This is a genomic window from Faecalibacillus sp. MSK20_93 (assembly GCF_020589945.1).
GTDB classification, from domain to species: Bacteria; Bacillota_I; Bacilli_A; order Erysipelotrichales; family Coprobacillaceae; genus Faecalibacillus; species Faecalibacillus intestinalis.
In genome coordinates this window covers 1-19,285 of record NZ_JAJDKA010000029.1, presented here as the reverse complement: position 1 = coordinate 19,285, position 19,285 = coordinate 1, and the positions used below count along the sequence as shown (strand labels likewise).

Sequence of the window (19,285 nt, the reverse complement as noted above, 5' to 3'; positions counted from 1 at the left end):
TGTCTTTTTTATGTCCAAAAAGAAAAAAAGCTTAAAAAAGCTTTTTTATAACGTAATAATTCCAAATGTTGATAAAATATAACTTAATAAAATAATTAATAATGTTGGAATACAAATATATTTCATCACAAAATTATAGACTTTTTCTCTTTTAAAAGCAGATGATATTTTAATTTCATCTGAAATTGTTTTTAATTTTGTTACAAAAATAATTAATAAAGCTGTACATAACGCTGAAATTGGCATCATACATGAATTTGTGACAAAATCAAAGAAATCTAATAAAGTCATTCCTAATGGTTGAATCCATCCTAAAACACCATAGCCAAGTGAAATAGGAATTCCTAAAGCCAACATTTCAATAATCATTGCTAAAGCTGCTTTTTTTCTAGAAATATGGAATTGTTCCATTAAAGTTGCGACTGAACATTCCATTAAAGAAATAGCTGATGTTAAAGCAGCAAATAAGACAAGTAAAAAGAATACACCACCAATAAATCCACCTAATTGAAGTGAATTAAATACTTTTGGCATTGTAATAAACATTAAAGACGCTCCAGCATTTAAACTATCTTTTCCTGAAAATGCAAAGACTGCAGGAATAATCATTAACCCCGCTAAAAAAGCAATCAATGTATCCATAATTTCTACTTGAGAAATTGCTTTTTCCATATCAACATCTTTTTTCATATAAGAACCATAAGTAAATAAAATTCCCATTCCAATCGATAAAGAATAGAACATTTGCCCCATCGCAGCAATGACTGTCATAATACTGAATTTAGAAAAATCAGGAATGATATAATATTTTAAACCTTCAATAGCCCCTGGTGTCATTAAACCATAAATTGAAATAAAAATAGCTATCACTACTAAAATAGGCATTAAGATCTTACTTACTTTTTCAATTCCTTTTTCTACACCTTTAATAACCACAATAAAAGTTAATACTGCAAAAACAACTAACCAAAAAGCTGGACTAATTGGATTAGCAATAAAATTTGAAAAATAGGTATCTTGTGTCAAGATTTGACTTGATCCTCTTAAATATTCAAATAAGTATTTACATACCCAACCACCAACAACACAGTAATAAGGAACTATCAATATTGGAATAATTGAATTCAACCAACCACCAATTTTTAATTTTTTTGCTCCTAAGATTTTATATGCTTTGATTGGATTGTTTCCGGTCTTTCTTCCTAATGCTGTTTCACTTACAAGTAAAGCAAAACCAACCGTTAACGCTAAAATAATGTAAGTAAATAAAAAAGTACCTCCACCATATTTAGCCGCAAGATATGGAAAACGCCAAATGTTTCCTAATCCAACAGCCGAACCAGCAGCCGCCATAACATATCCTAAACGGCCTGAAAAACTTGATTTTTTATTTGTTTCCATCGAATTTCCCCTTTTTAACATGTTAAAAAAATTATATTGAAACCTCATAAAAAGTCAACTTTATTGTGAAATTAATAACAAAAATTCTCTTTTTTTTCATTTTAAAACAAAAAACAGCCCTCATTGAGGACTGTCTTATTATTATAATAATGATTTATATAATTCTTTGATTTCTTCTACACTTGTATCTCTTGGGTTACCTGGACAGCAAGCATCAGCTAAAGCAGATTCACTTAAGAATTGTAAATCTTCTTCTTTAACGATTTCTTTTAAGTCAGCTGGAATACCAACATCTTTAGATAATTGTTTAACTGCATCTACAGCTGCTTTACGATATTCTTCTTGAGACATACCAGTAGTATCTACACCCATTGCTTCTGCAATGTCTTTATATTTTTCACCAGTATATGGTGCATTATATTCCATAACTGTTGGTAAGATGATAGCATTAGCAACACCATGAGGTGTATCATATAAAGCTCCAAGTGGATGAGCCATTGAGTGAACTAATCCTAAACCTACGTTAGAGAATCCCATACCTGCAACATATTGACCTAAAGCCATACCTTCTCTACCTTCAGGAGTATTTTCTACTGCACCTCTTAATGATTTAGAAATAATTTCGATAGCTTTGATATGGAACATATCTGACATTTCCCAAGCACCTTTAGTAATATAACCTTCGATAGCATGAGTTAAGGCATCCATACCTGTAGCAGCAGTTAATCCTTTAGGCATTGATGACATCATATCTGGGTCAACGAATGCTACAACTGGAATATCATGTACGTCTACACATACCATTTTACGATCTTTTTCAACATCTGTGATTACATAGTTGATTGTTACTTCAGCAGCAGTACCAGCTGTTGTAGGAACTGCAAAGATTGGAGTACAAGGATTTTTAGTTGGTGCAACACCTTCTAGGCTTCTTACATCAGCAAATTCAGGGTTTTTATCAATAATACCTACTGCTTTTGCTGTATCCATTGATGAACCACCACCAATAGCAATCATATAATCTGCTCCAGCATCATGTAATGCTTTAACACCTTGTTGAACATTTTCAATTGTTGGATTAGGTTTGATATTAGAATATAGTTCATAAGCTAATCCTGCTTTATCTAATAAATCAGTAACTTTTGCTGTTACTCCAAATTTTACTAAGTCTGGATCTGAACATACTAAAGCTTTTTTGAATCCTCTTGCTTTTGCTTCTTCAGGAATTGATTCAATTGCTCCTTTTCCATGATAACTTGTTTCATTTAATACAAATCTGTTTGCCATAATTAAATCTCCTCTTTTCTAACTACACATATTCTAGTATCATGTGAAAATAAAAACAAGTTACATATAAGGCTATGTGTAACATTTCACAAGTTTTATTTAAAATATTTTTATAATATGTCATAATAATAAACATGGAGGAATATCATGAAATATTATGCTGTAAAAAAAGGAAGACATCCAGGTATTTATACTACTTGGAAAGATTGTCAAAAAGAAATCGATCATTTTAAAGATGCTAAATTCAAAAGCTTTGATTCTAAAAAAGAAGCTTTAGCCTATTTAAAACAAAATAATCAAAAAAGTTCATTACATTCAAAACAAGAAACAACAAATCAAAGAAAACAAAATAAAGATAAAATATCATTAAGTAAAGATCAATATAAAGCTTATCAACAATTATTATCTGGAAATAATGTTTTTTTAACAGGTGGCGCAGGTACTGGTAAATCTTTTGTTTTACAACTTTTTATTAATGAAATGGAAAAACAAAATAAAAATGTTATTGTTTGTGCTCCTACCGGTATTGCTGCTATTAATATTCAAGGTGTTACTATCCATCGTTGTTTTCAAGTATCTCCAGAGCCTCAAGTAGTTAAACATATTAAAAAAGTTCCTCAAGTGGTAAAAGAAAGAGACATTATTGTTATTGATGAAATTAGTATGTGTCGTATTGATCTATTTGATTTTGTTGTAAGAACAATTATGAAAGCAGAAGAAAACTCATTATCTCGTAAACAAATCGTCGTTGTTGGAGACTTTTCCAACTACCTCCTGTTACTACAGATAATGATTTAGAAGTATTAAAAGAAATTTATGAAAATTATCATAAAGGTTATGCTTTTGAATCAACAAACTGGCAAGATTTAAATTTTCAAACAGTTGAATTAAAACAAGTCATACGACAAAAGAATCCTGAATTTATTCATGAACTGAATAAAGCACGTATTGGTGATTATTCATGTGTTCATTATTTTAATACGCATTGTCAAAAAACTCTTTTTGAAAATGGTATTATTCTTACAGCAACTAATAGAAAAGCTGAACAAATCAATCATGATAGACTTTCCAAAATACCTTATAAAGCTAAAGTCTATCATTCAAGAATTGTCGGTGATGTTAAAAACTCTGATAAACCTACTCTAGATGAACTTCATTTAAAAATTGGTGCTCGTGTGATGGTTTTAATTAACGATACAGAACAAAATCTTTATCAAAATGGTTCATTTGGAAAAGTTTATAAATTAGAAGATGAAAGTGTTACCGTTCTCTTAGATACAAATAAAACACTTGTAACCTTTGGTTATCATGAATGGGCCATAGAAAACTATGTACTTTCTAAAAGAAAAGAAGGAGATATTGAAGATAATCATTTATCTAAAGAAAAAGTAGGTGCTTTTTATCAAATTCCTTTAAAACTTGCTTACGCTATTACAATGCATAAAAGTCAAGGTCAAACCTATGATCAAGTAAATCTTATTCCTTATTCATTTGATAATGGCCAACTCTATGTTGCCTTAAGTCGTGTTAAATCTATTGAAGGACTTTGTTTAATTAATCAATTAAGACAAGAAAATCTTATTTGTAGTCAGGAAGTAAAAAACTTTTATCATATTGGTTCGTCTAAATCAAAAGACAAACTGATTTATGAGTTAGGTAAAAAAGTTTTAAATAGTCATATAACTTACCCTAAAGAAATACAAGATTTAATAGATTATATTCATAAAATGAGTTAATACGTAATCATTTAAACTGTTGATAAATAAAAAATCAATTCTTCAATATATTCATAATTATGATCTAATTAATAAATATATGAAAAAGTCTGCTTTCTTAAGTAAATAATTATTTAAAAATCTATTGAATTACAATTATTAGCCAAGGTGGCCAATAAAATAACCGTAAAATAAATTCGGTTGAATTTGTGGCCTTTTTTAGTATGATAATTATAAATATGGACATATTTTTAAGAGAAATACTCATAAAAGAAATGCATATTCCAAAACTAAATAAAGAATCATTAAAATCCTATAAAAATTCAAATTGACAATCTATACTCATATGATACACTAGTATAGAGAAATCCGAAAAGGATGAAAAAGAACCTAGACGTATAGCCTTGGTTCTTTTTTGCATTCTTTTGTCATCTCTAGATACTCATAATCTCACCATTTTTGTATAATATTTATGATTTTTAAAATTTCTATAATTATCAATGATGATTTATTACATTTCTATACATTATTTTATTTGGCATTTGCTTATAATTGTTTATCAAATAATCCAATTACTTATATACCATTTAAAATTAACAAAATTTTAAATGGTATACGTATATCTTATGTAATTATTATTCTCCTTTATTAATTTTTAAATTTTTTACATCTTTATAAGTTATTAATCCTTGATTCATATTAATAAATTTATATTGATTCGTATTAAAAATATATTCTCCTCTATCTTTTTCAAATGAAACCACTAGAAATTTTCCTTTATACTCAGACAAAATTACATATTCATTATCATCAACTGTTATAAACTCATATTTTGTTTTTTGATCAATTGTAGATGTTATTTGAGATATCGAACCAAACAACAAAATATTCGAACACATTCCAAAAGAAAATAAAAAAATAATAAGAACTATTTTTTTATATCGTGCTGTTTTTAAAAAGCCGTTTATGTCATATAAAAATAAAATAGTAAAAAAACTAAATAGCAAAAATACCACAGACATCACATTTCTATATGTATTTACTAAGTAAACAATTCCATCTAAAATAAAATCTCTATAATTATAAGAAACTATAATATTTAAAAATAAAGAAATAACCACCCATAAAGACATACAACATAAAAAAATAAAAATATATTTTATAATTCGATTAAAAGTTTCTGACGAACTATAACAATGTTTTTTTATAATTCTTGGGGTTAAACATATAATAATAGCAATTGAAGTTAACAACAACCAATATAATTTATCATTTAAGTTATAACTAAAATAATACTTAGGAATACCATAGAATCTTTCACAACTCGCTTGATAAATAAAATCATTATAAACCGTTTTAAAGAAGTTAAATCCAACCGTCACTATTGTAATAATTGATACTATGATTGCTATTTTTTCTTTACCAATTTTTTTAATATATTCTTTTATTATTTTCTTTAATTCATTCATCTCTAACCTCTTTTCAAAATAAATAATTTTATTATTCATTAATTCCATCTTGCATAAGTTTATCTATTCATTAAAACCATAATTTCAAGTAATCTAGCGCTACAATTTATCATTATACAAATTTTCTACTACTAAAAATATTTTGAAAAAAATTCATCAAATACAATATCTTCAATTTTTCTTTTTATATCCCTTAGGTCAGTTTACAAGGAACTACACGCAGACCACGAAACGGGGGCTGCTGACAACAAATAAAGGCTGAATATCAAGCACCGGGAAAGTGCGAGATATTCAGCCTGTTTTGTTGTCAGGGGTTTCCAAAGGGGTTTGCCCCTTGGCACACGACTTTGCTCGCAAAGTGTAGTGTGTTATACGCTCTGTCGGCGTTGCTGCGAAAATGCGGTTGCCGCCGGGGAGAGCAAGGGCATTTTTACGGCAGGAAAACAGGGCTGTGATTGCGTGGCGTGGAGCCGCAAGCGCAGGACTGGTTTCATCAGCAGACAGGGCGTATATGAATGCCCCCGTCCCTCGTCCTACGCCGAACTATGGGACAAAGTGTCCCAGACGGATAGCCACACTTACGAAAAAGCAGACGGATTTTTCTCTCAAAATTGAAATGGGCGGGAAGCCATTTTAGGGCTTTCCCGCCTTGATTGCCCATTAGCAAAGACGGGCGGGGCTGTCAACGGCGGCGCATGAAATGCGCCGTTCATCTTGACCGTTGACTGGCTCGGCTGGCTTTGCTATCTCCCCAACAAGTTATTGTTTGTTGTTTTCCCAATTATCTAAACGGGCTTGCATAGTTTCTCGCCATTCTTCACTTGGACAAGCAGTAATCAATTTTCGATACTCTTCACTTGATGGCGCTTCCATCAAATAAGACTCTACCAATTTTAGCAAATCCCACTCTACTCCATACATTCCACCTTCGGGGAAAATGTCAATCAATACGCCTACTTCTTCTCTTGTCAATGGCGTTTTTACATTGGAGAGCAATTCGTCATACATGTTGATGGTTTCTTCTGTAGGGTCATCTTTCACTGCGTCTGGCATTTGACCGAGAAGTTTCAATTTTATAATTGCCTCCTGCACCTTTACTCCCTCCAATTTCTCGTTCTCTATTTTCTCCCCCGCTGCGGGTTTGGATTTTTCAGCAAGTCCGACTTCTGTGCAATCTTTTTCAGCCACTTCTTTTCTTCCTCGGACAGCTTTTTCAAATTCAGCTTGAGCCGCTTACAGATAAACGCCAAAGCCGCTTGCTCCGGGTCGCTGTCTGGACTGGCAGTTTCCTCGGCGGTCTGCAAGAAATCTTCCAGCGGATTGTCCTCCGGAACGCTGAAAAAATCGTCCTTATGGGCTTCCCGCAGGTCAAGGGCTATCTTGTTTATGTCTTGCTGTATCACATAGCGGCAAAAGCTGTCATCGTCAATATGGGCGGCGACAAGCTGCCTTAACTGCGGGTCGGACAAGCCGGGATTGTGCTGCTTCATAATGGTTGCGCTCATAATATCCACAATGGCATTTGCGCTCTGTACCTGCTTGACTGCCGTTCCGTTCACATAGATTTCAAGGTCAGCCATCAGCCGGGGGAAATCCGGGTGTACCGCCAGCTCACACAAGAGGGAAGTATCCACCCGCCCACTTTTCAATAGTTCAATCATATCATCACTCAAGCGCAGGTCTGCAAGATCGGCGTTTGGGTGGTTTTTTGTTTTAGAGCGTCCCAGCAGGTAATCAACGGTCACGTCGTAAAACTTCGCCAGCTGGATAAGGGCATGGTGGCTGATGTCTTTGAGATTGTCTCCCTCATAACTGCCTAAAGCAGATTTGGAAAGGTGAGTTTCCTCCGCAAGCTGTTCCAGCGTCAGCCCTCGTTCCACACGCAGGTCTTTCAATCGTTCTTGTATGGATAGTTCCATGCACTCCCTCCTTGTCTGCTTGATAATTTGGAAGTTATTCGCACAATTCCTTACGGATATTTTCGCAGTCTTTCGCCATTTCCAGCATATCTTCATCATCTACCATTTCATGAAGATCATATTCGAGCGGAGAAGCACAGAACTCTGCTAAAGCCCGATTCATTGCTTGATCCTCCTCTGGCGTAGTTATGATTTTTACAAACCTATCTCGTTTTTCCCCATCAAACAGATTTTTTATATTGAACCCACCACTTTTCTTACTCTCAAGAATAAGTGCTGCCAAATCAGTTGCCAAATCAATAGCATAATAAAATTCGTGACATTGGCCCTCCGAATCAATGTATTCTAAATTGGGTGAGATATGGAAATTCCAGTTTAGTTTGCTAAGGCCAGTATCATTGAATATCTCACTCAGAGGTATTTCAGTTTTGCCTTTGTCATAGAGGTAGTCCACCAAGGTCAGGCTATCGTCTGTGCCACCGATATAGTTATACCAATATTTTTTAATATACATTTTATCTCCTCCTTATCACTTCCGCTTTGTCGTTCTGTTTTTTTATTATATCACAATTCCGAGAGCGTGGAAATAGGCAGTTTTTTGGGCGGATTTCCTACCTTTCGGATATACGGGACGGGCGATCATTTAGGTGTAGACTTAGGGTAGTTCATCGATGAGCTGCACCTTGAAAAATGAATGACCGTCCGAAAAGGAATACCCCGGCAGGGGAAGCACCGCAAGAAGCCAATTTCTGGACACTTTGTCCAGAGGTCACTTCGGGACAACTTGTCCCGAAGCTGTGGGGAGCGTGCCAACGCCGGAACACGCCGCAGGAATGGGGCAGGAAGCCTTTTCGGAGAGAGCGGCAACGGAAAGCAAAATGGAGGAAACACATGAGAGAGAACCCATATAAACGACTGCCGCCCATAGAGCGCAAGCAAGACGGTTCCCTTTACCGCATGACCCCAGCGCAGCGGAAACAGGCAAACGCCCTGATCCGCCGGGAGTGCTGCTGTTATGAGGACGGGAACTGTATGCCCCTTGACGATGGGGACACCTGCACCTGTCCGCAGACGGTTTCTTTCTCGGTCTGCTGTAAGTGGTTCCGCTGGGCGGTCTTGCCGCTGGACGGGACGCTGGAAGCGGAGATTTTCCGGGATAAGGACTTGAAACGCTGTGCGGTCTGCGGCGGTGTGTTCGTCCCTAAATCCAACCGGGCAAAATACTGCCCCGGCTGTGCCGCCAGAGTTCACAGGCGGCAGAAAACAGAAAGTGAACGGAAAAGGAGGTCTTGTGTGGACAGTTAGGGGCTGAAAAGTCCTTGATTTTCAAGGCTTTGCAAGCACAGAACAGGGGCAGGCAATAGAAACTACCGTCTGCCCCCGGAAACAGGCTTCTAACCGTCCACAAACACGATATGACAAACACCATTTATATCCATCAGCCGGAAAAATCGGTCAGCTTTACCCGGCTGCCCAATTTCCTTTTTGAAGCCCCCACATTCACACCCCTGTCCAATGAAGCGAAGATACTGTACGCCTTTATCCTGCGCCGGACGGAGTTGTCCCGTAAGAACGGCTGGGCGGACGAGTACGGGCGCATTTACCTGTACTATCCAATCTGCGAGGTAGTCGCCCTGCTCCACTGTGGGCGGCAGAAAGCCGTCAATACCCTACGGGAATTGCAGTATGCGGGGCTGGTGGAGATCCAGAAGCAGGGCTGTGGAAAACCCAACCGCATTTACCCAAAATCCTATGAAGCGGTTCCAAACACCGACTTCAAGAAATCCGGTTATGGAACGCCGGAGGACTGAAAACCATACCCATGAAGTATGGAAATCACTCCCCGGAAGTACGGAAACCGGACGGTATATAGAAATATAAAGATAAAAAGATTGATTTATATTCTATCCATTCCTATCCTATCAGAGATAGTTTCGGCGGGATTTTCCCTGTGGAAACCCGCTGGAAAAGAATGGAACGAGGAAAGGAGCAGAATGGCACAACACGCAATTTTGCGGTTTGAGAAACACAAGGGCAACCCGGCAAGGCCGCTGGAAGCCCATCACGAACGGCAGAAAGAGCAATACGCCAGCAACCCCGACATTGACACCAGCCGGAGCAAATACAACTTCCATATCGTCAAGCCGGAGGGCAGGTACTATCATTTTATTCAAAACCGTATCGAACAGGCCGGTTGCCGTACAAGGAAAGACAGCACCCGGTTTGTGGATACGCTCATTACCGCCAGCCCAGAGTTTTTCAAGAAGAAGTCGCCAAAGGAGATACAAGCGTTTTTCCAGAGGGCGGCAGACTTCCTCATCGGGCGGGTAGGCAGGGAAAATATCGTGTCGGCCGTGGTACACATGGACGAGAAAACACCCCACCTGCATTTGGTCTTTGTCCCTCTGACAGAGGACAACCGCTTGTGTGCAAAGGAGATTATCGGGAACAGAGCCAACCTCACAAAATGGCAGGACGATTTTCACGCTTATATGGTGGAGAAATATCCCGACTTGGAGCGTGGGGAAAGCGCCAGCAAGACAGGCAGGAAGCATATCCCCACCCGTCTGTTCAAGCAGGCGGTCAATCTCTCCAAACAGGCAAGAGCCATTGAAGCCACGCTGGGCGATATTACCCCGTTCAACGCCGGAAAGAAAAAAGAGGAAGCCCTCTCCATGCTGAAAAAGTGGTTCCCGCAGATGGAGAATTTCTCCGGGCAACTGAAAAAATACAAGGTCACAATCAATGACCTGTTAGCGGAAAATGAAAAGCTGGAAGCAAGGGCAAAAGCCAGTGAAAAAGGCAAGATGAAAGATACGATGGAACGGGCAAAGCTGAAAAGCGAACTGGACAATTTACAGCGGCTGGTTGACCGTATCCCGCCGGAAGTGCTGGCGGAGTTGAAGCGGCAACAGCGGCACACAAAGGAAAGGTGATTTTATAAGCAGATTTTTACGCCGTCCCTGTGCGGCATTGTACCTTGAAAATTGAATACAGGAGGTTCTATGGAGCATATCAGATACAAAAAAGAAACAGAGGTCGTGACTTTTCAGGGAAAAGAAATCACGCTGGAAAACCTCTCCCCGGTGTTCACGCCGGAACAGGAAGTGGCCAAACGCTGGGAACTGGAGCAGCAGCTTTATGAGGTGTTCCGCAAATATGCCGATAAGCGGCAGAAAGAGGAAGCCGGGGCGTAAGGTTTTCCGAAGCCATCGTTGATTTACGGGGCTGCTGGCGGTATAATAGAACTGTCAGCAGCTCCGTTTCTTTTTTAAGAAAAGGAGCGACAAAATGAATAACAGAATAGACGCAATCTATGCAAGGCAATCGGTAGACAAAAAGGACAGCATTTCCATTGAAAGCCAGATTGAGTTTTGCAAATACGAATTGAAAGGCGGGAACTGTAAGGAATACACAGACAAAGGGTACAGCGGCAAGAACACAGACCGTCCAAAGTTTCAAGAACTGGTGCGGGACATTAAGCGGGGCTTGATAGCAAAGGTCGTGGTTTACAAGCTCGACCGTATCAGCCGTTCCATTCTGGACTTTGCCAACATGATGGAGTTGTTCCAGCAATACAATGTGGAGTTTGTGTCCTCTACGGAAAAGTTTGATACCTCTACTCCGATGGGGCGGGCTATGCTGAATATCTGTATCGTGTTCGCCCAGCTTGAACGGGAAACGATACAGAAGCGGGTGACGGACGCTTATTATTCCCGCAGCCAGCGAGGGTTTAAGATGGGTGGAAAAGCCCCTTATGGCTTCCATACAGAGCCAATCAAGATGGACGGTATCAACACAAAGAAGCTGGTGGTAAACCCAGACGAAGCGGCAAATATCCGGCTGATGTTCGAGATGTACGCCCAGCCCACAACCTCCTACGGGGACATTACCCGGTACTTTGCCGAACAGGGAATTTTATTCAACGGCAAGGAACTAATACGCCCCACGCTTGCGCAGATGTTACGCAATCCTGTCTATGTGCGGGCAGACCTTGATGTGTACGAATTTTTCAAAAGTCAAGGGACAATCATTGTCAATGACGCTGCCGATTTTACCGGCATGAATGGCTGCTATCTGTATCAAGGGCGGGATGTGAAGCCCAGCAAAAAGAACGACTTGAAAGACCAAATGCTGGTGTTGGCTCCCCATGAGGGCATTGTCCCCTCCGACATCTGGCTGACCTGCCGCAAGAAGCTGATGAACAACATGAAAATCCAGTCTGCCCGGAAAGCAACCCATACATGGCTGGCGGGAAAAATCAAGTGCGGAAACTGCGGATATGCCCTTATGAGCATTAACAATCCTGTGGGAAAGCAATATCTCCGCTGCACAAAGCGGCTGGACAATAAAAGCTGTGCCGGGTGTGGGAAAATCATCACTTCGGAGCTGGAAGCGGTGGTTTACCAGCAGATGGTGAAAAAGCTGGAAAAGCACAAGACGCAGACGGGCAGGAAGAAAGCGGCAAAGGCAAACCCGAAAATCGCCGCCCTGCAAGTGGAACTTCTCCATGTGGACAGCGAGATTGAAAAGCTGGTGGACAGTCTGACGGGCGCAAACAATGTGCTGCTCTCCTATGTGAATGTGAAGATAGCGGAACTGGACGGGCGCAAGCAGGAACTTCTGGCGAGGATAGCGGAGTTGACGGTGGAAGCCATCAGCCCGGAACAGGTCAGCCAGATTTCCGGCTACCTCGACACTTGGGAGGATGTATCCTTTGACGACAAGCGGCGTGTGGTGGATTTGATGATTACCACCATAGCCGCCACAAGCGATAGTTTGAATATCACATGGAAAATCTGACGGGCGGAACCCCTCCCGTCAGATACCTACCCTGTGTAGTCCCTTGTAAACTGTACTTTAGATTTTCATAAACTACAAGTCTTGCTAGCTCGCTTTCTATATTTTTATAATTTACCTTTTTCCCATAATTTTGTTCTAACTCATTTATTAGTTTTTTTGCATTTTTTTGAATATAATAATTTTTTTCATCATATTGTAAATTTTCAAAATAATACACCATATCAAATCTAGATCTTAAAGAATTGGGTATGTGTTCTTGATATATTTCTTGTGTCATATTAGATGTAAAAATAATTATATACCCATTAAGATCATGTCTATTTCCATGTCTATCTGTAAATACTCCATCTTCTAATAATTCATAAAAGAAGTTGTATATGCTTGGTGTTGCTTTTTCAAATTCATCAATCAAAATAACTTTTGATTTTGATTTTTTTATTTTATTTATAAGTTCTCCACCTTCTTCGCAGCCTTTATATCCTAAAGGAGCACCAATAAGACTATTAAGAACACCTTCTGTCGAATAATTACCGAAGTTAATTTTTATTAAATCTTCATTAGGATACATTTTTTTAGATACAATTTTTGCAAATTCTGTTTTTCCAATTCCTGATTCTCCACAAATTAATATAGATAATATCTTACGATTACCCATATTATTTAAAAAAGAATATTTCAAAAGATTTTTTTTGAAATCATTTTTAAAAATGTCATGACCTATTAATTCACTATTTATATTATCAACAATTTCAGAAATTGATTTTACATCTATCTCATCCATTTCTGCTTCTAATCGTTCTTTTTGCTCCTCTAATGGTATTGTTTTTTTAAATATAAATGGTACTTTTTCATCTAAAATAAACGCACAATCACTTCTTAAGCAATAATTTCCATCATAAAATTTTGCTAATTTAAAAAAAAGAATTTCTACTTGTAAAATCATATCACTCCTAAAATTTACAATTTCTACAAGTGATGAAATATCAATAAAATCAATATTTTCCTTCTTGACTTTTTCTTTTATTTTTTCTAAAGAATAGAAAATAGTCAATCCATTATAGTCATTTAAAAGTTCTCCAATAGAAACAATTCTTTTTTCACTATAACTTTTTATTAACTGAATACTATCATATACATATATTCTTTGTAGATGTTTATAATTTGATAATTTCATTCTAATGTATTTATTCCTTTCTTTTTATATTAATTAAAACTTTTTTGATTATTTAGAAATCTAAAAAAGTCTAGTTAATATTTATTTCTTGAATTATTGCTATCACATCAATTAGTGAATTCATTCCTTCTAATTTATTATCATTAATTTCAAAAGGATTATTTTGTTCTTCAGGTCTTTTTGAACTAGATTTCATAATTTCAGTTTCCATATTTCGAGAAGTATTATTGTTTATAGACTGTTTTACCAACTCTAAAAGTTTTAATGATGTACCAATCTTTTTTGAAAAATCAACTTCACCTCTATATATTCCAATAATACTCAACTTGCCTAATTGTAAATCATTTTGATGATAACCGTTTTCAAAATTTTCATTTGAATTATATGGTAACTGAATAATAAAGCTTTTTTCATCCATTTTATTTTTCTTATATTTGAATGAATAATCAATAGTAAAATCATCTATCATCATTTCAAACATTTTATTATAATTAAGTTCTACGCCATCCGTTTCTTGATTTTTAAACTTACTTTCTTTCAAAAAATCTAAAATCATTATAGTATCATCAATATTAAGTTGTTTTAAATTAACATCTTTAAAAAGAACCAAATCACCTTCTTTTAATTCACCACTTGAATTTTCTTTAGCAGTATCGTAAATCTTTCGTAACATGATGGACTTTGTTGTTTTTATATCAAAGTTTTCATATACCTTATTATGCAAACTTTCTTCGTTAGAATAGCCTATTGTATTTGAAAATACATCTTTTTTTCCTATGCTACCTGAAATACTGTGTTTTAACTTTCTTTCTGAAATATGTTCTCTTTCAATTGTTTTCATTATTTTATTATCAATTAGCATAGCAATTTCATGTGCCTTAGCAGTATTTAAGTAGTACAAATTATATGAATTTGTTAATTCTTCATAATCCAAATCTTCAAAGATAATAGTTACAATTTGACTTTCTTTAACTCCGTTATTTTTTAAATAATCTTGATACATTTTTAAAAGTACTGATTTTCCACATCATCTTACCCCTGTTACAATTTTAATCAATTGTTTATCTTTCCATGTTATTAACTTGTTTAGATACTCTTTTCTTTCGATAATCATAAATGCATCACCTCTTTATCACATTGTAATACAATAAATATTTAAAATTAAAAAGTTTTTGTACTGTGATACAAAAACTTTCAAAAATATACATTCTATTTCATTATTATCTATTAACCTATTTCATTAGCAGCTTTATAAGCTGTTCTAATAGCACTTGCAATATCAGCAGTTCTTTCACCAGAACAATCCCCTACACATACATGAGGAATTGTAATAGATGAATCATCAAAGATATTTTTCTTTGATCCTAAAGCATTAATAATTGTATCTGCTTTGATTTGTTCATTTGCTGTATAAACAATATTGTTTTCAATATGATCTACTTTTGTATTTACTAATTGCTTAACATTATGATCTGCAAAGTCTTTCATCATTAATGGTAAAACAGTTGTAGATTCACCAGCAGCAATTTTATCCATCATTTCTACAATTGTCACTTGATGACCTTTATTTGCTAGATATTCAGCAGTTTCAGCACCTACTAAACCTCCACCAATAACCACACAATCACCCGTAACTTCTTGTCCGTTTAAAACATCCCAACTTGAAACAATATTGCTGTTATCATGAGGAATTGGCATTTCCATATTATGTGCCCCTACAGCAATAATAGCATAATCATAACTATTGATATCTTTTGCTTCTTCATTTAAATGAATATCTACATTTAATGTAGGTAAGACTTTTTGATAATATTCAACACTTCTTAAGATTTCATTTTTTCTTGGTGGAACAGAGGCAATATTGATTTGTCCTCCTAAATGATCTGCTTTTTCAAATAAAGTCACCGTATGTCCTTTAACAGCAGCAACTCTTGCTGCTTCTAACCCAGCAATTCCTCCACCAATAACAACAACTTTTTGAGGATTATTTGTTGGTTTAATTGAAACAGTTGCTTCATTTCCATTTTCAGCATTTAAAACGCATGAAATGTATTGTCTATTTTGAATTGCATCAACGCATCCTTTATTACAGTTTAAACATTCTCTAATACATTCACCTTTTTTCACTTTTAAAGCAATATCAGGATCAGTTAATAAAGAACGTCCATAACCAATCATATCAGCATCACCATCATTTAAGATCTTTTCACCAGCTTCTACACTTACCACTCTACCTACTGTTGCTACTGGAATAGAAACAACTTCTTTAACTTTTCTAGCAACTGGTAATGTCCAATTATAAGGAACATCTCCCATTGGCGGAATCGTATCACCCATATTTCCTGTATGGTTGGCTTGAGCTACTTGAATCATGTCAACGCCTACTTCTTCTAGTTTTTTCGCAAAAGCAATTCCTTCAGCTTCTTTTAAACCACCTTTACCTCTCAAACTTCCATCTTTATTTAAAGTAATAATTGGAAGTTTATATTCAATTGTTAAATCAGGTGCTGCTTCTTTAATTGCTTTAACAACTTCTAAAGCATAACGAATTCTATTTTCAAAAGAACCACCATATGCATCACTTCGATGATTTAATACTTCAGAACATAAAGAACCTAACAAACGATCGCCATGAACTTCAATGGCATCAATTTCTGCAAGCATTGCTTTATGCGCACAACTCGCAATACTTTCTTTAATTTGATTTAATTGTTCAACTGTTGCTTCATTTACAAAATGTTGCATATCATGATGTAATTTAGCATACGCATCTTTGGTCATCTTTTGTGCTAATTCAGTTTGTTTTACAGCTTCTTCTTCATTTCCTTCAGCTTTTGCTTTAGCCGCATTTTGACGAGCTATTCCTGCTTCCATAATCATTTTTCCAACACCAGGAACATCATATTCTGGATGGAAGATTTGTAAAGCCACTTTACAATCATATTGATGTAATGTATCCGCAAGTTTTTTAAAGGCTGGTATTTGTTCTTCACTATAAAGTTTTGGTGTTGGTGATGCTGTACGTACAGGAGCTACGTCACCAATAACAACATAAGAAGCTCCACCTTTCGCTAATCTTTCATAAAAGCTTAAACTTCTTTGTCCAATAGATCCATCTCTTTCTTCATACCCTGTTGTAAGAGGCGGAAACATAATTCTGTTTTTTAATGTCATTTTTCCTACTTGGATTGGTTCTAATAGTTTCATATTATTATATCTCCTTTGTTATTTGATATGCATTTGTAATAGCATCTTTTAATGTTCCTACTTTTTGACAATCACCAATTAAATGCGCATTTTCAATTGGTGAAGCAACTGGATTATAACCAACTGCAAAAACTAATGTATCAACATCATCTAAAACATATTCTTGATGATTCTTTTCATATTTAATAGTATTTTCATCAACATAAGTGATCTTAGAATTTAATTCAATCTTCACACCTTTTTCCATCATACGTCTTGTAAGCAATGATTTCGTTGCTCCAGATTCCCCTGTCATTAATCCTTTAGTCATTTCAATTAAAGTAATATCTCTATTTGTAGGGAATAAATCATTAATCAATGGTGCTAAATAATCTGCTGTTTCACAACCAACAGAACCACCACCAATAATTACGATCTTTCTACCTGGGAATTTTTTACCAGATAAAATATCATCAGCCGTCATTGTTTGTTTAAAGACTTTATAAGGTTCGATTTCTTTAGGTGTTGCGCCTACTGTTGTAATCACTTCATAATCTTTAAATTCATTTTCAATCATTTCTTTAGTCACAGTTGTATTTAAACGAACATCAACACCTGTTAATTGGCTCTTCATATATTTAACTACTTTAGTAATTTCTTGTTTACCAATAGGCACACAAGCAATATTTAATTGACCACCTAAACGATCACTTTGTTCACATAAAACAACTTCATGTCCACGTTTTTTAGCGACATAAGCAGCTTCCATTCCTGCTGGTCCACCACCAACAACAAGTACTTTTTTCTTAACAGGAGCTTCATCAATTTCTTCTTTTTCAACAGCTGGATTGACTGTACAACTAATTGGTTTACCAAACATAATTCCTGTTAAACATCTTCCACAACCAATACATGGTCTAATTTCATCTGTTTTTCCTGCTTTGGCTTTATTTGCAAATTCACTATCACATAAATTAGGACGACCAATCATACATGCATCACAAACACCATTAGCGATTAACTCATCTGCTACCCAAGGTTCGTTGATACGCGAAACTGTTGCTACTGGAATAGATACATGTTTTTTAATTTCTTCACTTGCATGTTTATGTGGTGCCGGAGCTGTTCCACTTGCTGGCATTGAACTTCCTTTTTTAATGGTATTTCCTCCAGAAACATGAATAAAGTCAACGGTTGCTTTTTCTAATTGTTTAGAGACATAGATCATATCATTAAGTGTTAAACCACCATCACTGTATTCATCTCCTGAAATACGCACATCAATGATAAAATCTCTACCACATTGTTTTCTTACTTCTTCAATAACTTCTAAAGTTAAACGTAATCTTCCATGAATATCTCCACCATATTCATCTGTTCTTTTATTATATAAAGGCGTTAAAAATCCTCCTAATAAACCATGTGCATGAGCAGCTTGGATTTCTACACCATCTCCCCCTGCTTTTTTAAAACGTAAAGCAGCTTCACCAAATTGTTTAACAATCACTTTCAATTCTTCTTTTGTTACTTCTCGAGGGGCACTTTTAGCATAATATGGTCCTACATTAGAAGGAGCTATCAATTGTGGTGTCCCAGGAATTGGAAAAGCCATATAAGCTGGATGAAAGAGTTGTGATAAGATTTTAGTATCATATCGATGTACTGCATCTACAAGTTTTTTCCATCCAGGAATATAAGAATCATCATAGATTGACATATCTCCTGGTAAATATGTATATGTAGGTTCTACAGTTGTAACTTCAGTTACAATAAGTCCTACTCCACCTTTTGCTCTAGCTGCATAGTGCTTTACTAACGCATCTGTTACATAACCTTTATCTGCAAGATTAGTTGATAAAGGTGGCATAAAAATACGATTTTTTACTGTTGTATTTCCTATTTTAATAGGTGTAAATAAATGTTCATAAGTATTCATAATACATCTCCTTTTTCCTCATGTTTATTTTATCACAAGCATTTCCCAAAAACGTTATCATTTCTAGCTATTTACATCTATTTTTTGTCATCAAAAATAAAAGCAAGGACAAAATATCGTCCTTGCCAGCAAATACCATTAAGCTTCAAAATATTTTTTTATTTCTAAAACTTCATCTTCAGAAACTTTTAACAATTCAACTGCTTTTGAAAACGAAATACTTAAGCTATTCATCAAATTTGTTATTAATTCAATATTTTTCTTTCTTCTTTCCAATTTTTGTCCTTGTACCAGTCCCATAGAATGTCCTTTTTCTATATTTTCTCTGGCTATCATTTCTCCTAAATTACACATCTTTTTAACCTCCTTCTCTATTTCTTCAAATCTATATTCTT

Annotated in this window: 18 protein-coding genes; 7 read left to right on the top strand and 11 right to left on the bottom strand. The window is 35.7% G+C overall.

What is annotated here, in order from left to right; translation table 11 throughout:
- Positions 1-45: 45 nt before the first annotated feature.
- Positions 46-1,401: a sodium-dependent transporter gene (locus LJD34_RS09505; protein ID WP_227359744.1), complete on the bottom strand. Its 1,356-nt coding sequence runs from the start codon at positions 1,399-1,401 to the stop codon at positions 46-48.
- Between the two features lie 141 nt (positions 1,402-1,542).
- Positions 1,543-2,688 carry a lactaldehyde reductase gene (fucO, locus tag LJD34_RS09500; RefSeq protein WP_022000718.1) on the bottom strand — a complete coding sequence of 382 codons (1,146 nt, stop codon included), beginning with the start codon at positions 2,686-2,688 and terminating at the stop codon, positions 1,543-1,545.
- Positions 2,689-2,835: 147 nt separating this feature from the next.
- On the opposite strand from fucO, the gene LJD34_RS09495 reads away from it, so the two are divergent.
- Positions 2,836-3,486, top strand: a complete 651-nt coding sequence (locus tag LJD34_RS09495; RefSeq protein WP_227359743.1) for a viroplasmin family protein — start codon at positions 2,836-2,838, stop codon at positions 3,484-3,486.
- 380 nt (positions 3,487-3,866) lie between these two features.
- Positions 3,867-4,424 carry a helicase C-terminal domain-containing protein gene (locus tag LJD34_RS09490; RefSeq protein WP_227359742.1) on the top strand — a complete coding sequence of 186 codons (558 nt, stop codon included), beginning with the start codon at positions 3,867-3,869 and terminating at the stop codon, positions 4,422-4,424.
- A 614-nt stretch (positions 4,425-5,038) separates the two neighbouring features.
- On the opposite strand, the gene LJD34_RS09485 is transcribed toward LJD34_RS09490, so the two are convergent.
- The 4 genes from LJD34_RS09485 to LJD34_RS09470 all read right to left on the bottom strand — a co-directional run bounded on the left by LJD34_RS09485 (position 5,039) and on the right by LJD34_RS09470 (position 8,305).
- Entirely contained in the window at positions 5,039-5,911 is an 873-nt protein-coding gene (locus LJD34_RS09485; protein WP_147359280.1) for a hypothetical protein, read from the bottom strand.
- Between the two features lie 720 nt (positions 5,912-6,631).
- Positions 6,632-7,060, bottom strand: a complete 429-nt coding sequence (locus tag LJD34_RS09480) for a hypothetical protein (protein WP_227359741.1) — start codon at positions 7,058-7,060, stop codon at positions 6,632-6,634.
- Complete coding sequence (locus LJD34_RS09475) at positions 6,991-7,791, bottom strand: helix-turn-helix domain-containing protein (RefSeq protein WP_020225660.1); 801 nt, start codon at positions 7,789-7,791, stop codon at positions 6,991-6,993. Before LJD34_RS09475 ends, LJD34_RS09480 begins: the two co-directional genes overlap by 70 nt.
- A 34-nt stretch (positions 7,792-7,825) precedes the next feature.
- A complete protein-coding gene (locus tag LJD34_RS09470) occupies positions 7,826-8,305 on the bottom strand; it encodes an imm68 putative immunity domain-containing protein (RefSeq protein ID WP_020225661.1) in 480 nt (159 codons plus the stop codon).
- A gap of 377 nt (positions 8,306-8,682) precedes the next feature.
- Here LJD34_RS09470 and LJD34_RS09465 point away from each other — a divergent pair, with 377 nt between their 5' ends.
- The 5 genes from LJD34_RS09465 (at position 8,683) to LJD34_RS09445 (ending at position 12,594) form a co-directional block, all read left to right on the top strand.
- Positions 8,683-9,096: a cysteine-rich VLP domain-containing protein gene (locus LJD34_RS09465; RefSeq protein ID WP_020225662.1), complete on the top strand. Its 414-nt coding sequence runs from the start codon at positions 8,683-8,685 to the stop codon at positions 9,094-9,096.
- Between the two features lie 110 nt (positions 9,097-9,206).
- Positions 9,207-9,602: a replication initiator protein A gene (locus LJD34_RS09460; RefSeq protein ID WP_020225663.1), complete on the top strand. Its 396-nt coding sequence runs from the start codon at positions 9,207-9,209 to the stop codon at positions 9,600-9,602.
- A 183-nt stretch (positions 9,603-9,785) separates the two neighbouring features.
- The gene (mobV, locus tag LJD34_RS09455; RefSeq protein WP_040452192.1) at positions 9,786-10,727 is read left to right on the top strand and encodes a MobV family relaxase; all 942 of its coding nucleotides are present in this window, start codon (positions 9,786-9,788) and stop codon (positions 10,725-10,727) included.
- A gap of 69 nt (positions 10,728-10,796) precedes the next feature.
- Positions 10,797-10,988, top strand: coding sequence for a hypothetical protein (locus tag LJD34_RS09450; RefSeq protein ID WP_227359740.1), 192 nt, complete (start codon positions 10,797-10,799; stop codon positions 10,986-10,988).
- Between the two features lie 94 nt (positions 10,989-11,082).
- Complete coding sequence (locus tag LJD34_RS09445) at positions 11,083-12,594, top strand: recombinase family protein (protein ID WP_227359739.1); 1,512 nt, start codon at positions 11,083-11,085, stop codon at positions 12,592-12,594.
- Here the strand turns inward: LJD34_RS09445 and LJD34_RS09440 are convergent.
- The 5 genes from LJD34_RS09440 to LJD34_RS09420 form a co-directional block, all read right to left on the bottom strand.
- Positions 12,578-13,768, bottom strand: coding sequence for an AAA family ATPase (locus LJD34_RS09440; RefSeq protein WP_227359738.1), 1,191 nt, complete (start codon positions 13,766-13,768; stop codon positions 12,578-12,580). The genes LJD34_RS09445 and LJD34_RS09440 overlap by 17 nt on opposite strands.
- Positions 13,769-13,838: 70 nt before the next feature.
- Positions 13,839-14,771 (bottom strand): hypothetical protein, encoded by a 933-nt coding sequence (locus tag LJD34_RS09435; RefSeq protein WP_227359737.1) that lies wholly within the window; start codon positions 14,769-14,771, stop codon positions 13,839-13,841.
- 224 nt (positions 14,772-14,995) lie between these two features.
- Entirely contained in the window at positions 14,996-16,975 is a 1,980-nt protein-coding gene (bilR, locus tag LJD34_RS09430; protein WP_227359736.1) for a bilirubin reductase, long form, read from the bottom strand.
- 4 nt (positions 16,976-16,979) lie between these two features.
- Positions 16,980-18,890, bottom strand: a complete 1,911-nt coding sequence (locus LJD34_RS09425) for an FAD-dependent oxidoreductase (RefSeq protein ID WP_227359735.1) — start codon at positions 18,888-18,890, stop codon at positions 16,980-16,982.
- A 138-nt stretch (positions 18,891-19,028) separates the two neighbouring features.
- On the bottom strand, positions 19,029-19,285 hold a 257-nt coding region (locus tag LJD34_RS09420; protein WP_412531085.1), incomplete at its 5' end, for a hypothetical protein.